This window comes from Larkinella humicola (assembly GCF_008727875.1).
GTDB classification, from domain to species: Bacteria; Bacteroidota; Bacteroidia; order Cytophagales; family Spirosomataceae; genus Larkinella; species Larkinella humicola.
In genome coordinates this window covers 259751-277862 of the sequence record NZ_VTWS01000003.1, presented here as the reverse complement: position 1 = coordinate 277862, position 18112 = coordinate 259751, and the positions used below count along the sequence as shown (strand labels likewise).

General features: G+C 53.4%; 10 protein-coding genes. All 10 read left to right on the top strand.

Annotation, left to right across the window (positions count from 1 at the left end; genetic code table 11):
* Positions 1–16 precede the first annotated feature (16 nt).
* Positions 17–3445, top strand: coding sequence for a SusC/RagA family TonB-linked outer membrane protein (locus F0P93_RS13220; protein ID WP_225309477.1), 3429 nt, complete (start codon positions 17–19; stop codon positions 3443–3445).
* Positions 3446–3462: 17 nt separating this feature from the next.
* Positions 3463–4980 carry a RagB/SusD family nutrient uptake outer membrane protein gene (locus F0P93_RS13215; RefSeq protein WP_150876888.1) on the top strand — a complete coding sequence of 506 codons (1518 nt, stop codon included), beginning with the start codon at positions 3463–3465 and terminating at the stop codon, positions 4978–4980.
* 153 nt (positions 4981–5133) lie between these two features.
* Complete coding sequence (locus tag F0P93_RS13210; RefSeq protein WP_150876887.1) at positions 5134–6174, top strand: alpha/beta hydrolase family protein; 1041 nt, start codon at positions 5134–5136, stop codon at positions 6172–6174.
* A gap of 148 nt (positions 6175–6322) precedes the next feature.
* Positions 6323–6961, top strand: coding sequence for a GntR family transcriptional regulator (locus F0P93_RS13205; RefSeq protein ID WP_138994373.1), 639 nt, complete (start codon positions 6323–6325; stop codon positions 6959–6961).
* Between the two features lie 563 nt (positions 6962–7524).
* Positions 7525–10701 carry a SusC/RagA family TonB-linked outer membrane protein gene (locus F0P93_RS13200; protein WP_150876886.1) on the top strand — a complete coding sequence of 1059 codons (3177 nt, stop codon included), beginning with the start codon at positions 7525–7527 and terminating at the stop codon, positions 10699–10701.
* Between the two features lie 27 nt (positions 10702–10728).
* Positions 10729–12507 (top strand): RagB/SusD family nutrient uptake outer membrane protein, encoded by a 1779-nt coding sequence (locus F0P93_RS13195; protein ID WP_150876885.1) that lies wholly within the window; start codon positions 10729–10731, stop codon positions 12505–12507.
* A 28-nt stretch (positions 12508–12535) separates the two neighbouring features.
* Entirely contained in the window at positions 12536–13834 is a 1299-nt protein-coding gene (locus F0P93_RS13190) for a Gfo/Idh/MocA family protein (protein WP_225309476.1), read from the top strand.
* A 117-nt stretch (positions 13835–13951) separates the two neighbouring features.
* Positions 13952–15163: a Gfo/Idh/MocA family protein gene (locus F0P93_RS13185; protein ID WP_150876884.1), complete on the top strand. Its 1212-nt coding sequence runs from the start codon at positions 13952–13954 to the stop codon at positions 15161–15163.
* A 163-nt stretch (positions 15164–15326) separates the two neighbouring features.
* Positions 15327–16679, top strand: coding sequence for an aspartate aminotransferase family protein (locus F0P93_RS13180; RefSeq protein ID WP_150876883.1), 1353 nt, complete (start codon positions 15327–15329; stop codon positions 16677–16679).
* 18 nt (positions 16680–16697) lie between these two features.
* The gene (gene dgoD / locus F0P93_RS13175; RefSeq protein ID WP_150876882.1) at positions 16698–17876 is read left to right on the top strand and encodes a galactonate dehydratase; all 1179 of its coding nucleotides are present in this window, start codon (positions 16698–16700) and stop codon (positions 17874–17876) included.
* Positions 17877–18112: the final 236 nt, after the last annotated feature.

Genomic DNA, 18112 nt, shown 5'->3' with positions numbered 1-18112 from the left:
TTTCACTAGTAAAACTATGAAGAATCCTTTTTACGTCCCGCCAGGCGGCAGGGCATGGCCGTTTCGGTCAATGTTCTTCCACCTGCTTTTGGTGGTTTTCGTGTCATCGGCCACCTTCGCCGGTCATCGGTCCGGCCAGGACGAACTCAGCCGGAAAGTAGCCCTGAAAGTCGAAAATGCCCCTTTGCGCGAGGTCCTTATGCAAATTGAGCGGAAAGCCAACATCAAATTTGTGTACAGCAGCCGCATCATCCAGGAGCAGCGGGTGAGCTTTCAAACCCACAACGACCGGCTGGCCGAGGTGCTGGATAAATTGCTCATGCCCCTCGGAATTGCCTACGAACTGGTTGATAACCAGATTGTATTGTCTAAAAAAGAAACGCCTGCAGCCGAACCCGCAGCAACCTCGAATGAAGAAATGACGGAGGTCAGTCAACCGCAAGCGGTGGTTTTTTCGGTACGCGGGGTGGTGAAAGAAGCCAGCGGAACTCCCTTGCCGGGGGTCAATGTCGTTGAAAAAGGCACGACCCGCGGAACCAACACCGACGCCAACGGGGCTTTTCAGCTCGATGTGACAGACGGAAATGCCACGCTGGTTTTCAGTTCCATCGGGTACAGCAAAAAAGAAGTGCCGGTTGGCAACCAGAGCACGATGGAAGTGAGTCTGGTGTCGGACGACCGGAGTCTGGAAGAAGTGGTGGTCATCGGGTACGGAACGGTCAAGAAAAGTGACCTGACCGGTTCTGTAGGGGCTATCAAGGGCGAAAAACTGCTTGACCGCCAGGCCACAAACATCGGCCAGGCCTTGCAGGGCCGGATTCCGGGCGTCGATGTGGCCGTGATGTCGTCGGCCCCCGGGTATCAACCACGGGTCCGGATTCGGGGGGTCGGTTCGATCAATTCGAGTCTGGAACCGCTGTATGTGGTCGACGGGATTATCGGCGTAACCAATGCCAACCTGATCAATCCCAACGACATTGAGTCGCTGGAGGTCTTGAAAGATGCGTCGGCAACGGCCATTTACGGCGCGCGGGGTGCCAATGGGGTCATTATCATTACGACCAAACGGGGCAAATCCGGGGCGACGCAGGTTTCGTATGATACCTGGGGATCGTACATCACACCCGCCAAATACATCGGCGTCCTGTCGTCGGACGAATTCATGTCCGTCTATAACAAAGCGTATGATAACGCCCAGAAGTATGATCCCGAAGGGTTTGCCAGCGGGAAATACGTGCGAAATGATCCAAAAAACTTTCCGAATCTGTTCGATAGCAACGGCAAACCTCTGTATAACACGGATTGGGAGCGGGAAATCTACAAACCGACCTGGGCGCAAAACCACGAATTGGGTGTTCGGGGCGGAAGTGAAAAAACGTCGTATAGCCTGGCGCTGGGCTACACCGATCAGGGCGGTTTGATGCTGAACTCCTGGTTCAAACGGTATTCGGCCAAGTTTACGCTGGATACCGACGTGAAGAAATGGTTGAAACTGGGTGGAAGCATGTTTCTGAACCGGACCAACCAGCGCGAGGTCGACGATGCGTCGGGTGGGTTGAATGTGCCGCGGATGGTGATGGAAGCCGTACCCATTCTGCCGATCCAGTATCCTGACGGAAGCTGGGGGCGTAACAAAGACTGGCCGGGGATGGAAGGGGGCGAAAACCCGGTCCGGATTGCGAATCAGCGCATGCGGATCAATCCCAAAAACCAGATGCTGGGACAAATTTATTCGTTGCTGACCTTTACGCCGGACCTGACGCTGCGCACCAACTTCGGGTATGAACTGAAGTTTGAGAAAAACAACTTCTATTCGGGCCGTGACCTGAACGCGCTGTCGGCCGATCAGAAAGGAACCGCCGACATCTGGAGCAATCAGGAATACTACTGGCAGTTTGAAAACTACCTGAACTACAACAAGACCATCGGAAATGACCACACCATTTCGGCTCTGGCCGGGTTGTCGTGGCAGAAACGCTCCTGGGAACGGTATTTTGCCGCAGCCCAGAATTTCATCGACGATTTCTGGGGATACCACAACCTCGGCGTCGGAACCAGCCTGCAAAAACCGTCTTCCGAAGATCAGGAATGGTCGTTGAACTCCTATTTTGCGCGGTTGAACTACAACTTCAAAGACCGTTATCTGTTTACGGTTACCGGGCGTTACGACGGGGCATCGAAGTTTGGGGCCAACAACAAATATGCGTTTTTCCCCTCGGCGGCCATTGCCTGGAACGTGAGTCAGGAGGAGTTTCTGAAGCCGGTTTCGTGGCTGTCGAACCTGAAATTACGCGCCAGCTACGGAAAAACCGGTAACCAGGAAATCGGGCAATACCGCTCACAGCAGTTTCTCGGCACGGGGGATGTGTTGCTGGGTGGTGTGCGGCAAACCGGCATCTGGCGCAGTTCGTTCGGCAACCCGGATCTTCGCTGGGAATATACCAACCAACTGGACATCGGGGCCGACATCGGGTTGTTCAACAACCGCGTCGATCTGACGGTGGATTACTACCACAAAATTACGAAAGACCTGTTGCTGGATGCCCCGATTCCGTGGTCGACGGGCTTGAGTGTGATTACGCAAAACATCGGTTCGGTGGAAAACAAAGGGCTGGAAATCGGGATCAACACCCGCAATGTGGCCACGAGCAATTTCTCCTGGACGACGAACCTCGCGTTTTCGACCAACAAAAACAAAATCCTGAAACTGGGGGCCAACAACGACGACATTTTTCCGGGACCGTGGTTCCTCGGCCAAACCAACATCCTGCGGGTCGGGCAACCGATCGGGTCGTTCTGGGGGCGCAAACGGCTGGGAACCTTCAGCACTTCGGAGGCTGATCTGGCGGCCAAATACAACCGCCTGCCGGGCGATATCAAGTGGGCGGATCTGAACAACGACGGGAAAATCGACGGTTCGGACGAAACCATCATCGGTCGGGCTTATCCCAAATGGAACCTGAACGTGGGCAATACGTTCCAGTTCGGCAAGTTTGACCTGTCGTTCGACATCCGGTTTGTGATGGGCGTCAACACCGTGAATGCCACGAAGCACTCGGTGGAAGACCGGCAGGCCATCGCCAGCAGTTCGCGGACGGTTCTGGGGGCCTGGACGCCGGAAAACCAGAACAGCATGATTGCCGAAATCCGCCACTACAACGCCGGGTATGACACTGCCATGGACGACTGGTGGATGGAAGACGGCTCGTTCATTCGGGGGCAGAATCTGGTACTGGGGTATTCGCTGCCCACCAAAATCGGCAAGGTCAATTTCCAGCGTTTGCGGGTGTATGCCAGCGCACAGAACTTCTTCCTGGTCTCCGACTATTCGGGCTACGATCCGGAAGCCCTGACGGCATTTGGCGGGCCATTGATTCAGAATATTGAGTTTTTCCAGTATCCCCGACCCCGTACGTTCAGCGTCGGTTTGAATGTCCAGTTTTAATCCCCGAACCTGAAATCATGAAAAAACAGATCATCTATACCCTGGCGGCACTCGGTTTGACCCTGACGTCCTGCGAAGACTTTCTGAAAGAAAACCCGACGGGTTCGCTCACCACTTCGTCGTCGGTTTCCAGCCCCGAAATTGCCCGGGCTTTTGTCAACGGTGCGTATTCCACAATCGGTACCTGGAACAACGGGGGCGGAGGCTGGGGCGGCAACAACGCTTCCCTGCTGGAGTTTATGACGGGCAAAGCCGACGGCAATTCCCAAACCGAAGCGTTCAAATTCTACAACCTGGAATACGACGCCCGGGCGTTTTACATCGACAACTGGTGGTCGGGTTTGTATGCCGGTATTGCCCGCGCCAACCTGGCCATTCAGAAGATCGGCGAATTTACGACCCTGCCTGCGGCCACCAAAACCAACATGATTGCGGAAGCCAAAACCATGCGGGCGTTGTATTATTTTCAGCTGGTGCGCATGTTTGGCGATATTCCTAAAATAACCTCACAAATTACGGAATTGAGTCAGGTGCAGACGAACCGTTCGCCGGTCAAGGAGATTTACGACGAAATCATCATTCCGGACCTGCTGGAAGCCGAAAAATCGACCTTGCCCTGGCGCGACACGGAAGGCAAAATATCGATGGGAGCCGTCAAAGCCATTCTGGCCGACGTCTATCTGACGTATGCCGGTTTCCCGGTCAGAGCGGGTACGCAGGCGTATGCCGAGTCGGCCAAACGGTCCAAAGAAATCCTCGACAATGGCACCTATACCTTGTTTACGGAGTATACGGACATGATTATCCCGGCCAACCGCAACCAGAAGGAGTTCATTCTGCAGGTGCAGCACGAGAAAGACATCCGCCACAACGGCATGACGCCTGTAACCCTGCCGGCGTTTCGGGGCATTGCGGCCTATGCCGATGAATACGGCGGGCTGATTCCGCGGAAGGAGTTTGTCGAAAGCTACGAAAAGGGCGATAAACGGACGGAAGAAAAGCAGTTCTATTACACGTTCTACAAAGGTCATCCGTCGGATTATCCGCTGGGCGACCCGCGTCGCGACAAACTCGAACTGGGCGGTTATTATGTATACAAGTACTTTGACAAACAGGCCGTCGATAGCGATGCCAAGGCCAACATCAACTACACCATTTACCGGCTGGCCGATGTCATGCTGATGTATGCCGAGGCTGCCAACCGGGCCGAAGGCAGCCCCAACGCCCAGGCGCGGAAGGCACTCAACGATGTTCGGGCGCGGGCGAAACTGGCTCCGGTAACGGCAACGGGCGTGGATGCGTTCGAGCAGGCGGTTTGGGCGGAGCGGTATTACGAACTGGCGTTCGAGAGCAAAATCTGGTTCGATATGATCCGGACGCGGAAAGTGCGCAACGATGTAACCAAAGCCTGGGACAATTTTGTGGGCCATACGACGGTATACGGCAAAACCTTCACCGCCAACCAACTGCTGCTGCCGATTCCGAAGCGCGAGATCGACAACAATCGCAATCTGGTGCAAAACGCCGGTTTTTGATTTTTCCTGACTACTTCCTCACCCTGGCCCCGTTGGATTCTCCGGCGGGGCTTTTTACTGGCGGTCACCCAACCCCTTATTTAACAAACCTTAACTTGGAGACGGCCAGTCGGTTCGTTTACCTTTACCGGCATATAGATAACTACTTTGACCGTGAAATTTCTCCTCGCTCTTCTGTTCGTTAGCACCCTGGCTAATCCCGTATTTTCCCAGCCTTCGCAACGCGCTCTGGGCGACTACACGGTTTTCACCATTCCTTTTCAGGGCGATTCCATCACGTTTGCCGTAGTCGCTAAGAAGGGAGAACTGACCCAGCGCAAGCCCATTTTTCTGTTTCGGCAGGGGTCGTTACCCATTCCCCTGTTTACGATCAATCCGAAAACGAACCGACCGGCTTTGACGGAACTGCCCGCCACCTGCTACGACCACGAAGCGGAGTATTACAGCATCATGATTGCCAAACCCGGTATTCCACTGATTGTTACTGATTCGTACCTGGATACCTTGTTCAGCAGCCCGTCGGCTCCCAAAACCGGGATGTATCCGAAGGCCTATCAGTCACGCAATTACCTTGATTATTACGTCGATCAGACGAACGCTGTGCTGCGGTTTGTCTTGAGCCAGCCCTGGGCCGATCCGAAACGGGTTGTTATTGCCGGTGGTTCGGAAGGCTATCATGTGGCCATCAAAACCGCTTATACCAACCCACAGGTAACACATCTGATTGGCTTTTCGGGCAATCTGGACGGTCGTTTTCAATCCATTTTGCGCACCGAGCGAATGAAAGGCTATACGGGGGAATACACGCAGGAAGAAGCGCAGCGCCGGGTCGAAGCCTTGCAAAACGACTGGGTGGCCCTGTGCCGGGATTCCCTGAACACCAGCGCAACGGAAGGCGATCCGAACCGGACGATGTACTCGTTTTCGCACGGACACAATCCGGATTTTTTATTGGCGCTGACCATCCCGGTCTGCATTCTGTATGGCACCGCCGACGTGGGGGCAACTTCCAATGATGTGTTGCCGCTGGCGTTTGCCCGGCGGGGTAAGACCAACCTGACGCTCCGGGCCTATCCGAACCACGACCATACGTTTCACAAATTGACTTACGATGCCAGCGGGAAGGTTATCGGCAAATTCCACAACGGGGCTGCTGTCGAAAAAGACTATTTTAACTGGTTAAGCCAGCACTGAGCCGTTGGGCAGAGCTCAGACTTCCCTTCATTCGCTCTTTCAGGCCTTTCTTTGATCTTTTTTGCGGCACTCAAATTATTAATTAACTTTACAGTAAATGGGTTTTTGTTTACTTTAGAGTACCAATCTCGTTTACATTACTAATCGGATGAAAGAGGATTCACTGGCCAATAAAGCGTATACCGAACTAAGAAGAAAAATCCTGTCCAATCAGCTGGTCTCCGGAATGCGGTTGAAGGAAGATGTTTGGGCCAGCAAACTGGAAGTAAACCGCATGGCCATTCGGGAGGCACTCACCCGGCTTCTGGGTGAGCAGTTGGTGGTTCTGGGCGAAAAAGGCGGTTTTTTTGTGAAGTCCCTCATTGCTGCCGACATCCAGCAGATTCGGGAGTTGCGGGAAATTCTGGAGCTGGGCGCCATCCGGTTGGCCATTCAGAAAATAGACCAGCAACACATCGACGAGCTGGAGCGAATATGTGAGGATTTTACGTCCATGATTCAGCGCGGTTATTTCGGCGGGGCCTGCGAAGCCGACGTAAAATTCCACGAAACCTTGATCGATAGTGCCGACAACGAAAAACTCCGAAATCTGTACCAGTCCGGCAATATTCCCCTTTTCCATCAGAAGTTAGGCCAGGCCCAGACGCACATGGACGACTATGAACTCACGGACATGGAACACCGGCAGATTCTGAAAGCCCTGAAAGAAAAAGACCTCAAACTCGCCGAAGAAACCCTTACCCGGCACCTCATCCGCGGTGAAGTAGCCACCCTGGACCTCGATTGAGGGCCATTTTTTTATCCCCTGTTTTCTTCTGATTGCCCTCTTCTCCGCAGTCTGCTGCACCGGTTTACCAATAGCCGCTCCCTTTTAAGATATCGGGTTGATTTTCCCTTTCCCATGCCCCTCTTCCACTTCTGTCCCTGAATACGCCGGTTCGGGAAACCAGCGTATAGGTCTGGCAGTTCTACACAATTTGTATAAAGTGAAAAAAAAGAATAGAATATTTTTTTGTTAACAAATAGAATCTATATTTGTAAGCATAAATCGGCTATTTAGTATGTCGGATCTTACTCCGGGTACGTATAGTATTAGTAAATACCCAATTTTTTGTGTTCTGCCCTGATTGAATGAAGGTGTGCTACCAGAACACAAAAGCCCGTTAAAGCCATCGACTTTACACCAAGCCTGAATTGTCTGATTCGGGATTTGTTTACGATTCTCTTTTCGAAGTAAGCCTGTATCCGTTATTCAGTTCCTGAAGAAGGGCCTGAGCTAGTGAGTTCCCCGCGTACGAGTGCCAAGTAGTGAGTCAAGACCCCTTAATCAACCTCAAAACGTATTGGTGTATGAAAAGAAGAAAGTTTTACCAGATAGGGCCGTGCTTTGTCCTGCTGTTTGCCCTTTTCCTCGGTACAAACGGGCGGTTGTCCGCTCAGGACACCCGGGAAATCCAGGGAACAGTCGTGGACAACAATGGTCAGGCGACCTTGCCCGGCGTTAACGTCGTGATCAAAGGGACCAGCCGCGGGACGGCCACGGGTGCCAACGGGCAGTTTACCATCAGTGCCAAGCCGAGCGATATCCTGATTTTTTCGTTTATTGGCTACGTTACCAAAGAGATTACGGTAAATTCCCAGACGACGATCAATGTTAGTTTAACATCTGATTTGCAGTTGCTTAATGAAGTAGTCGTGACCGGATATTCAAGCCAGCGGAAGAAAGACATTACAGGTTCGGTGGCGGTGGTCGATATGAAAGCCGTGAAATCGTTTCCGGCGGGTTCGGCGGTTCAGGCCCTGCAGGGGCAGGCTGCCGGGGTCAATGTCATCACGTCGGGGGTTCCGGGTGCGAGCAGCAACATCTTCGTTCGGGGCGTTACGTCCTTCGGCAATACGCAGCCGCTGGTGCTGGTCGACGGGATTCAGGCCGATCTGAACAACATCAGTGCCGACGATGTGGAGTCGATTCAGGTGTTGAAAGATGCCGGTGCAGCCGCTATTTATGGCGTTCGGGGTTCCAACGGGGTTCTGATCGTGACCACGAAAAAAGGGAAATCCGGCAAGCCCACCATCACGTATGATGCGTATTATGGGATGCAGATGCCTTTGCCCGGCAATCCGTTCGACCTGCTGAATTCCGAGGATTTTATGAAAGTGGTCAAAATTGCCACGCCTAATAACGTACTTTTTGCTAACGGGATGCCAGACTATTTGTATGCAGGGCCGGGTGTTGCCGGTGTGGCCAAAGCCGGGGACCCGGCCGTTGATCCGTCTAAATACAGTTACGATCCGATCAATACCGCCAACAATTACCTGATTCAGCAGGTCAATAAAACCGGTACTGACTGGTTTCACGAACTCTTTAAACCAGCACCCATGACGAGTCATAACCTGACCGCCAGCGGGGGAACCGATAAGTCCAATTATTTGCTGTCACTGGGCTATATCAACCAGCAGGGCACTCTGATCGAAACCTACATGAAACGCTATTCAGCGCGGGTCAATACGGCTTTTAAAGTGGGAAAAAATATCCGAATTGGGCAGAACGCGAACGTTTTTTACCGGGATAGCCCGGGCTTCGGTAACCAGTCTGAATTTGGTACCCTATCAGCGGTTTATAAAATGATGCCGATTATCCCGGTGTATGACATTAAAGGCAATTACGGAGGCACATTTGCCGGGCCTGGTTTAGGCAGTAACCAGAATCCGGTAGCCATGCAGAAGCGGAATATTAATAACCGTTCCAATTCCTGGAATATCGTCGGGAATGCGTATGCTGAAGTAGATTTTCTGAAAAACTTTACGGCGCGTACGAGCTTCGGTGCAACGATCGATAACAACTACGGGCAGAGCTTTAATTTTACGCAGTATGAGAACAAACAGGGGAACAGCAGTCCGAACAGTTATTCGGAAAATGCCAGTTTTAACAGCACCTTGACGTGGACCAACACGCTCAAATACGAAACCCAGCTTGGCAAACATTCGATTCAGGCGTTGGTCGGTTCGGAAGCCATTAAAAGCTCCGGCCGAGGTGTTGGCGGGAGTTCGCAGCGGTTTTTCTCCACGAATTATGATTACCTTATTCTGGGGAATGGAACCACGGGGGTTACCAATTTCAGCAATGCATACATCAACAGCCTGTTTTCTGTTTTCGGCCGGGTCGATTACGCCTACAACGATAAGTATCTGATCGGTGCCACCATTCGCCGGGACGGTTCTTCCCGCTTCGGTAGCGAAAAACGGTATGGCGTGTTCCCGTCCGTTTCGCTGGGCTGGCGGGTTTCGAACGAAGGTTTCATGAAAGACATAAGCTGGCTGAGTGACCTGAAAATCAGGGGAAGTTACGGTATTCTGGGGTCCCAGAACAACGTAGCACCCGAAAACGCCTTCAGCTTATACGGGGGCGGTTATGGCACGGCCTACTACGACATTGCCGGAACCAGCAACACCGTTCAACAAGGATTTATTCAAACCCGGATTGGCAACCCGAATGCGGGCTGGGAAGAAAACATCGTTTCCAACCTGGGCTTCGATGCCAGTCTGTTCAACAACAAACTGGACATTTCGGTCGAATATTACAAGAAATCCATCAATGGATTGCTGTTCACGCAGCCGCTGCCGGCCACGGTTGGCGGTGCAACCGCGCCCGTGGTCAATATTGGCGATATCCAAAACAAAGGGGTCGACGCGTCCTTGACCTACCGCGGTACGATTGCCAATGAATTGCAGTTTTCGGTTGGGGCCAACATCACCTCGTATAAAAACCTCGTGGTCGACATTCCGAACCCCGGTTATTTTGAAACATCGAGCTTACAGGGAATGGGTAATCTGGTCCGGAATCAGGAGGGGCAGGCCGTCAGTTCGTTCTTCGGGTATGATATTCTGGGTCTTTTCAATTCGGCGAGCGAAGTGTCCGAATCGCCCGCGCAAAGTGGTGCCGCTCCGGGCCGTTTTAAATACCGCGATGTCAACGGTGATGGCGTCATAACACCCGCTGACCGTACTTTTTTGGGTAGTCCGAATCCGGATTTTACGTACGGAATTAACCTCGGGTTAAATTACAAAGGCTTTGACCTGTCCACTATTTTTTATGGATCGCAGGGGAACGAAATCGTCAATACCATTCGGTCTTACACGCATTTTTATGCCGGTTATGTCGGGAATAAAAGCAACGTCCTGCTCAATGCCTGGACGCCGCAGAATACCAACACAACCGTCCCTGTTATCGAAACCGGTGCTTCCTTAAGCACGTCCGGTGCGTTGAACTCCTATTTTGTCGAAAACGGTTCTTACCTGCGGATGCGGTCGTTAATCCTGGGGTATACGTTGAAACCAACGCTTTTGCAAAAAGCGGGCATCGGTAAATTAAGAGTCTATGCGCAGGCGGCTAATTTGTTTACGATTACCAACTACACCGGCCTGGATACGGAGTTAGGTGGTAGCAGCTCGGCTTTTGGGGTCGATTTTGGGAATTACCCGAACAACCAGCGGAATTTTCTTTTCGGCGTTAATCTATCCTTTTAAAACACCTCCTGTTAAAAAATAGAAATCATGAAAAGAAGTTATCTAAAACCGATTTTAACAGGCTGTCTGGTATCGCTTTTGTCGTTGTCGGCCTGTACGGAAGAGTATCTGGAAAAACAACCCATTGGTTCGATTAGCGAAAGTACCCTGGCGAACAAGTCCGGTATTAAAGGGGTTCTGATCGGGGCCTACTCATTGCTCGACGGCGTAGGCGCCACGGGTGGAAGTTTCTGGAGCAGCCCGACGGTTTTGTCGAGTATGGCGTCCAGCGATGCGCACGTGGGAACGGAGCCGAACGGTTTGCTGGCTTCCTACGAGGCCTATACCCACGATCCGACCAGTTCGTCGACCAATGAACGCTGGCAGTTTTTGTATGCCGCCGTTCAGCGGACCAATGACGTCCTGCGTTTACTACCCAAGGTTACCGAACTGACGGCCGATGAAGCGGCCCAGATGAAAGCCGAAGCCATCTTCCTGCGGGCGGTCTATCACTTTGAAGCCGCCAAGCTGTGGCGGAACGTGCCGTTTGTGGATGAGTCGATTGGCTATGATGCCGGGAATTACAACGTTTCGAATACCGATCCCATCTGGCCTAAAATTGAAGCGGATTTTAAATACGCGGCTGACAACCTGACGCCGACCAAATCCGATGTCGGGCGGGCCAATAAATGGGCCGCTAAGGCTTTTCTGGCGAAAGTGTATCTGTTTCAGCAAAAATTCACCGAAGCCAAACCGTTGCTGGCCGAGATCATCGCCAGTGGCGTAACGTCCAACGGCAAGAAGTATGCGCTGGCGGAACAGTATGCCGACAATTTCAGAACCGACAAAAAGCATGGACCGGAAGCGGTTTTCACTGTTCAGATGTCGGTTTATGACGGGGCCAATGGGGCCAACGGGAATGCTGCCGACATGTACAACGGCCCGTTTGGTGGTCCGCCGTCGTGCTGCTACGGCTGGTTGCAGCCTTCGTTCGACCTGGTAAATTCGTACCAGACCGACGCCAATGGGTTGCCGATGATCGATACGTACAACAACAACCTCGTTACGAATGACCAGGGGCTGCAATCGTCGGCACCGTTTACGCCCTACGCCGGTACACTGGATTCCCGGCTGGACTGGGTGGTGGGTCGCCGGGGCATACCGTACCTGGACTGGGGCATTCATCCGGGCATGGCCTGGATTCGGCAGCAGAATACCGGTGGGCCGTATAGCGTCATCAAAAACATTGCCTGGCAGGCCCGCATCGCCACCGATCGCGAAAATGCGAACACCAACAACCCCTACAGCCTGATTCGTTTTGCGGATGTGCTGCTGTGGGCGGCTGAGGTCGAGGTGGAGGTGGGGAGTCTGGCGCAGGCCGAAATCTACGTCAACCAAATCCGGGCGCGGGCGGCCAATCCGGCTGGTTTTGTGAAGAAATACATTGACAATGCGGCCCCGTTGAAAGGCTTCACCAACGAACCGGCGGCTAATTACAAGGTAGGATTGTATAGCGGGCAGTTTGTTCAGAAAGGGAAGGAGTTTGCCCGCGAAGCCGTCCGGTTTGAACGCAAACTTGAACTGGCGCTCGAACACCACCGGTTTTTCGATCTGCAACGCTACGACAACGGCACGGGTTACATGGCCACGTATCTGAACAAATACCTGAAGTACGAAGCGGCTGTTCCCAAGTACTTTAATCAGGATTACATGAAAGGCGCTTTCTTTACCAAAGGAAAGAACGAGCTTTATCCCATTCCGCAGGCTCAGATTGATTTGAGCACGAAAGATGGCAAGCCGACACTCAAGCAAAATCCGGGGTATTAATTTTTGATCTATTCTGACTATTTCCGCTATGATTAACCCTAACAGCAACCCTCAGGCTTCGTCCGGAGCATCGGACGGGACGCCACTGAATTCAAAGGAAACCAGTCCTTTCAACCGCCGTTCGTTTCTGCAATCGCTTGGGCTGGGTGTTACCGCCCTGGGCGTTTTGCCGGGCTGTTCGACCGGAAAGCAACCCGCGCAGGCTGCTGCCGGAAAACCGGCCATTCAGGGATTTGAACGGACGCAGGAAACCGCCAGCGCGGCCAAAAAGTGGGTGCCGGTTTCGGACCGCAAAATCCGGGTCGGCATTGTCGGCTACGGTCTTTGTAAATTCGGGGCGGAGTTTGGTTTCCAGAACCATCCCAACGTCGAGATTGTGGCCGTGAGCGATCTGTTCCCCGATCGCTGCGCCCAGTTGGCCAAAGCCTGCAAGTGTTCGAAAACGTATCCGTCGCTCGAAGAAATGGTAAAAGACGATACGATCGAAGCGGTTTTTATCGCCACCGATGCGCCGAGCCACGCCAAACACGCGATCCTGGCCCTTCAGCACGGCAAACACGTGGCCACGGCGGTTCCGGCGGTTTTTGGTTCGCTGGAAGATGCCGACCGGCTGTATGAAGCGGTGAAAGCCAGCGGCAAAAAATACATGATGTTCGAAACGTCCTGTTTTCACGAAGATCTGTATGCCATGCGCCAGATTTACAACGCTGGCGGTTTGGGCAAACTCGTTTATTCGGAAGGCGAATATTATCACTACATGGACGACCCGCTGCCATCCTACAAGGAATGGCGCGTCGGTTTGCCTCCGCAATACTATCCGACCCACTCCAACGCGTATTATGTGGGCGTCACCAACGGCAGTTTCACCGAAGTTTCCTGCCTGGGTATGCCGAGTATTTCCAAGCAAATGCAACCCGGCAGCAACCGGTACAACAACCCGTTTGGCTCCGAAATTGCGATGTTCCGCACCAGTGAAGGCGGTTCGTCACGGATGGCGGTGAGCTGGGATACGCCCGGTGACCACGGCGAACGGGGCCGCGTTCGCGGACAGAAAGGATCGTTCTACGGCAAATACGAAGGGCTGGAGAAAAACCTGCCCGATCTGATTCGCCCCGCCTTGCCCCCCGGCGTCGAATCGGGCGGTCACGGTGGCTCGCACGGACGGCTGACGGACGAATTTCTGACGGCTATTTTGCAGGATCGCCATCCGCTTGTCAACATCGTCATGGCGCTGAACCTGACGGTTTCGGGGATTGTCGCCCACCAGTCGGCGCTGAAAAACGGCGAGACGCTGAAAATTCCGCAGTATAAACTGTGGAATGTATAAAGTTTGACTAATCCTAACCCTTAACGCCCCCGTTCCCCTGAAGGAGACTTGGACGCCGAAACATCCGGATTTTAAAGTCCCCTTTAGGGGATTAGGGGCAAATTTATTCTTTACAGTATGAATAATTCACTCAATCGTCGCGCCTTTCTGAGTATGGCCGGTGTTTCGGCAGCCGCACTATCGGTGTCTTCCCGGTTTGCGTTCGCGGGCCAGTTGTCAGCGGATCGGAAAGTGCGGATTGGCATTGTCGGCGGTCGGTTTGGCCTCGGTTTTTATTTCCATGAACATCCGAATTGTACCGTCGAAGCAGTCAGCGACCTGCGCCCCGAGCGTCGGGAGGCCCTGATGAAGACGTACAAGTGTACGAAAAGCTACGAATCGCTCGACAAACTGCTGCAGGACCCTAAAATCGAAGCGGTTTTTCTGGCCACGCCCGCACCCGATCACGCCAGTCACGTGCTGGCATCGCTGAAAGCCGGGAAGCACGTTCTCTGCGCCGTTCCGGCGGCTCTGAACCTGGAAGATTGCGCCAAACTGCGGGATGCCGTCAAGAAATCCGGGCTGACCTACATGATGGCCGAAACCAGCGCCTTCATGCAGAGCACGATTTCGGTTCGGAAAATGTACAAAGCCGGGGAGTTTGGAACCTTGTTTAGCGCGGCTGCCGAATACAATCACCCCGGCCTGGAGGTGCTTTATTTTGAAAACGGAAAACCAACCTGGCGCCACGGTTTGCCGCCGATGTTGTATCCGACGCACTGCACCTCGTTTCTGATTTCGGTCACGGGCGAACGCCTGACGCACGTCAGCGGCATGGGCTGGGGCGACAACAGCCCGGTTCTGAAAGGCAATCCCTACAAAAACCCGTTCTGGAACGAAACCGCCTTTTTCAAGACCAATAAGAATACGCCGTTTCGGGTGGAAGTCAACTGGCGCGGAGCGTTGCGGAATGTGGAGCGGGGCGAATGGCGGGGCGAGAAAATGAGCTTTTTCATGCCCCAGGCCGAACCCGGCGAATCGATTATCGTGCGGTCGGATGCCAAGGAAGGGCTGGATCACGGCGGGTTTCAGGTGGCTAAAAACACCACCGAGACGTTTAAACAGCCAAAGTGGTGGGAAACCGACATGCTGCCGGCCCCCATGCGGCACGACAGCGGCCACGGCGGTTCGCACACGTTCATCACCCACGAGTTCATCGACGCCATCGTCAACAACCGCCAACCGTTGGTCAACATTCACGAAGCGCTGGCCTACACCGCGCCCGGAATCGTTGCCCACCAATCGGCATTGAAAGACGGCGAATATTTGAAAATCCCGAGTTTCGATTAATAGTTTACGGTATTCGGTTTACAGTTTACGCCGGGCCGTCGCTACGGTGCGGTTCCCCGCCGGGGCTGACGCAAGTTTTCCTGAACGCGTCAGCCCACCGTAAACTGTAAACCAAATACCGTAAACCGAAAACAAACATCAACTGTATCAACCTGAATTAACAATGAACAAGTGGCCGAAATCGCAGGAAATTCTCAAAACCAACGAACAATGGATCCCCGGTGGGGTTGTATCGCTCAACCGGAAATCGGACCCCAATATCTGCTTTACAAAAGGGTCGGGTAGCCGGGTGTGGGATATTGAAGGAAATGAATACATTGATTATCAGGCTGGTTTTGCGGCTACGTTCCTCGGCCACAACGATCCGGATATTAATGAAGCCGTTCGGCAGGCGCTGGGCGAACAGACGGTTTTGATGGGCGCGGGACCCACCGATCTGGAAGGGCAGTTTGCGGAGTTGTTCTGCAACAGCGTGCCTTCCGTCGAAAGTCTCCAGATTACGTCAACCGGCTCCGAAGCTACCTACCACGCCATGCGCATCGCCCGCGCCGTCACGGGCCGCGATCACGTCATCGTGATCCAGGGCGGCTACAACGGCTGGCACAACGACGTGGCCTGCAACGTCATCAGCAGCCTCGCCGATGTGGGGCCGCGCGTCAGCCCCGGCGAGTATCCGTTCGATGCGCTTTCGGCGGGGATTCCGGAGGTTCATAAATCACTGGTCCACATCATTAACTACAACGACCTCGACTCCGTCCGCTACGTGTTGAAGCGGCATCCGGTCGCGTGTCTGATTATTGAACCCATTTTGCAGAATGTGGGCATCGTGAAACCGCAACCGGGTTACCTGGAAGGCTTGCGGCAACTGGCCAGCGAAGCCGGTTTTCTGCTCATTTTTGACGAAGTAAAAACCGGTTTTCGCCACGCCATTGGCGGTTACCAGAGCATATGTGGCATCCAACCGGATTTAAGTACGTTCGGAAAAGCCGTCGCCAACGGCTATCCGCTGGGCGTTATCGGTGGAAAAAAAGAATATCTGGACTATTTTATTCATCCCGACAAAGCCAAACGGGTGCTGATTGCGGGCACGTACAACGCTTTTCCGCTGACCACCGTAGCCGCCATCGCTACCCTTAAAAAACTGCTTTCGCCGGTACACAATGTCTACGACCACGTCAATAGGCTCGGTCAGATGCTGGAAGACGGTTTGAACACGATCTTCGCATCAACGGGTCGGCCTTTTCACCTGGCGCGGCAGGGCTCGGCGTATTGCCTGTATTTTATGGATCACGCGCCCGTCGATTTTCACGATATTGCCGAACACCACGATTTCGTGCTGGATAAAACGTACCGCGTGAAACTGATCGAGAAAGGTGTTTTCAACTTTCCCCTGCCAATCAAACAGGGCAGCATTTCGTTTGCCCACACGGTTCAGGATATTGAGGAAACCCTGGAACGAACCGAGGATGTGGTCAACCACCTGTTCAAAAAAACGCTGTCCACCCAAATCGCCTGATTAACAGTACCGAATAAAATGAAGATTACGGCCATTGAAACACAGGTTTGCCATGCCCGGATGCGGAATTGGATTTTTGTGAAAGTGATTACCGATCAACCCGGTTTGTGGGGCTGGGGCGAAGCGACGCTCGAGTGGCACACGCGCTCGGTGGTGGGGGCAATTGAAGACCTGTCGCAACTGCTGATCGGCGAAGATCCCCGGCGCATCGAACACCTCTGGCAGATGATGTACCGCCAGCATTTCTGGCACGGCAACGGCATTGTGCGCGGCACCGCCATCAGCGGCATCGACATTGCGCTCTGGGATATTGTCGGCAAAATCCACGGGGTTCCGTGTCATGAACTCTGGGGTGGCCGCGTTCGGGACTACATCCGGCTGTATTGCCACCTGGGGGGCGGGAAAATGGAAGATTTCTACCAGACCAAACCCGACGACGCCAACCGGTTTGGCGAGCTGGCGCAACAGGCCGTGGCCGACGGTTTTACGGCGTTCAAGTCGATGGCCGTTCCGGAAACGATGTCGCTGGAAGGCTTGCAACCCGTTCATTACGCCGAAGCCTGCGTCAAAGCCATGCGCGAAGCCGTCGGCAGCGAAATCGACATCATGGTCGATTGCCACGCTCGTCCTTCTCCGCGCATGGGCATGCAGTTTGCCAAAGCCCTCGAACCGTACGGGTTATACTTTTTCGAAGAACCATGCTGGCCGGAAACGATGGACGATATTGCGCTCATTCAACGCGCCGTCAAAACGCCGATTGCCAGTGGTGAACGGCTGATTGGCGTTCATGCGTTCCGCGAAATGCTCGAAAAACGGGCGGTGAGCGTCATTCAGCCCGACATTACGCACTGCGGAGGACTGAGCGAAGTGCGCCGGATTGCGGCCCTGGCCGAAGCCTACCGGGTTTCCGTAGCCCCGCACAATCCACAAGGGCCGGTCAGCACCGCAGCCTCCATCGAATTCGGCTTTTCCACACCATCTTACATCATTTGCGAAAGTGTCCACAACGACGTTCCCTGGCGGGTCGATGTGGTCAGCGAAGGGTTCACCGTTCAGGAAAAAGGCCGGATTGTCTTTCCGAATCAGCGTCCGGGGCTGGGTATCGAAATCGACGAAGACGAAGTGAAAAAACATCCGTTCCAGCAGGAAGTGCTGCAGCGGACTTTTTACAAAGACGGCAGTGTGGGTGATTGGTAAAAATTGACCGCCCTGAAATTTCCAAAGGCAGTCCTGTAGGATAGGCTAACCTTGTCTGCGTTTGTTTACCCCGGAGGGGTAGCCTGTTAATAGAAAAATCGTTTACAAGGCCCTATCTAAGCCCCGGCAGGGGCGTCCTAAATACATACAAGAATCCCTTTAGGGCGCCCCTGCCGGGGCTTAAATTTGGTGGCTTAACTCCATTCAGCTATTAACAGGTTACCCCTCCGGGGTAA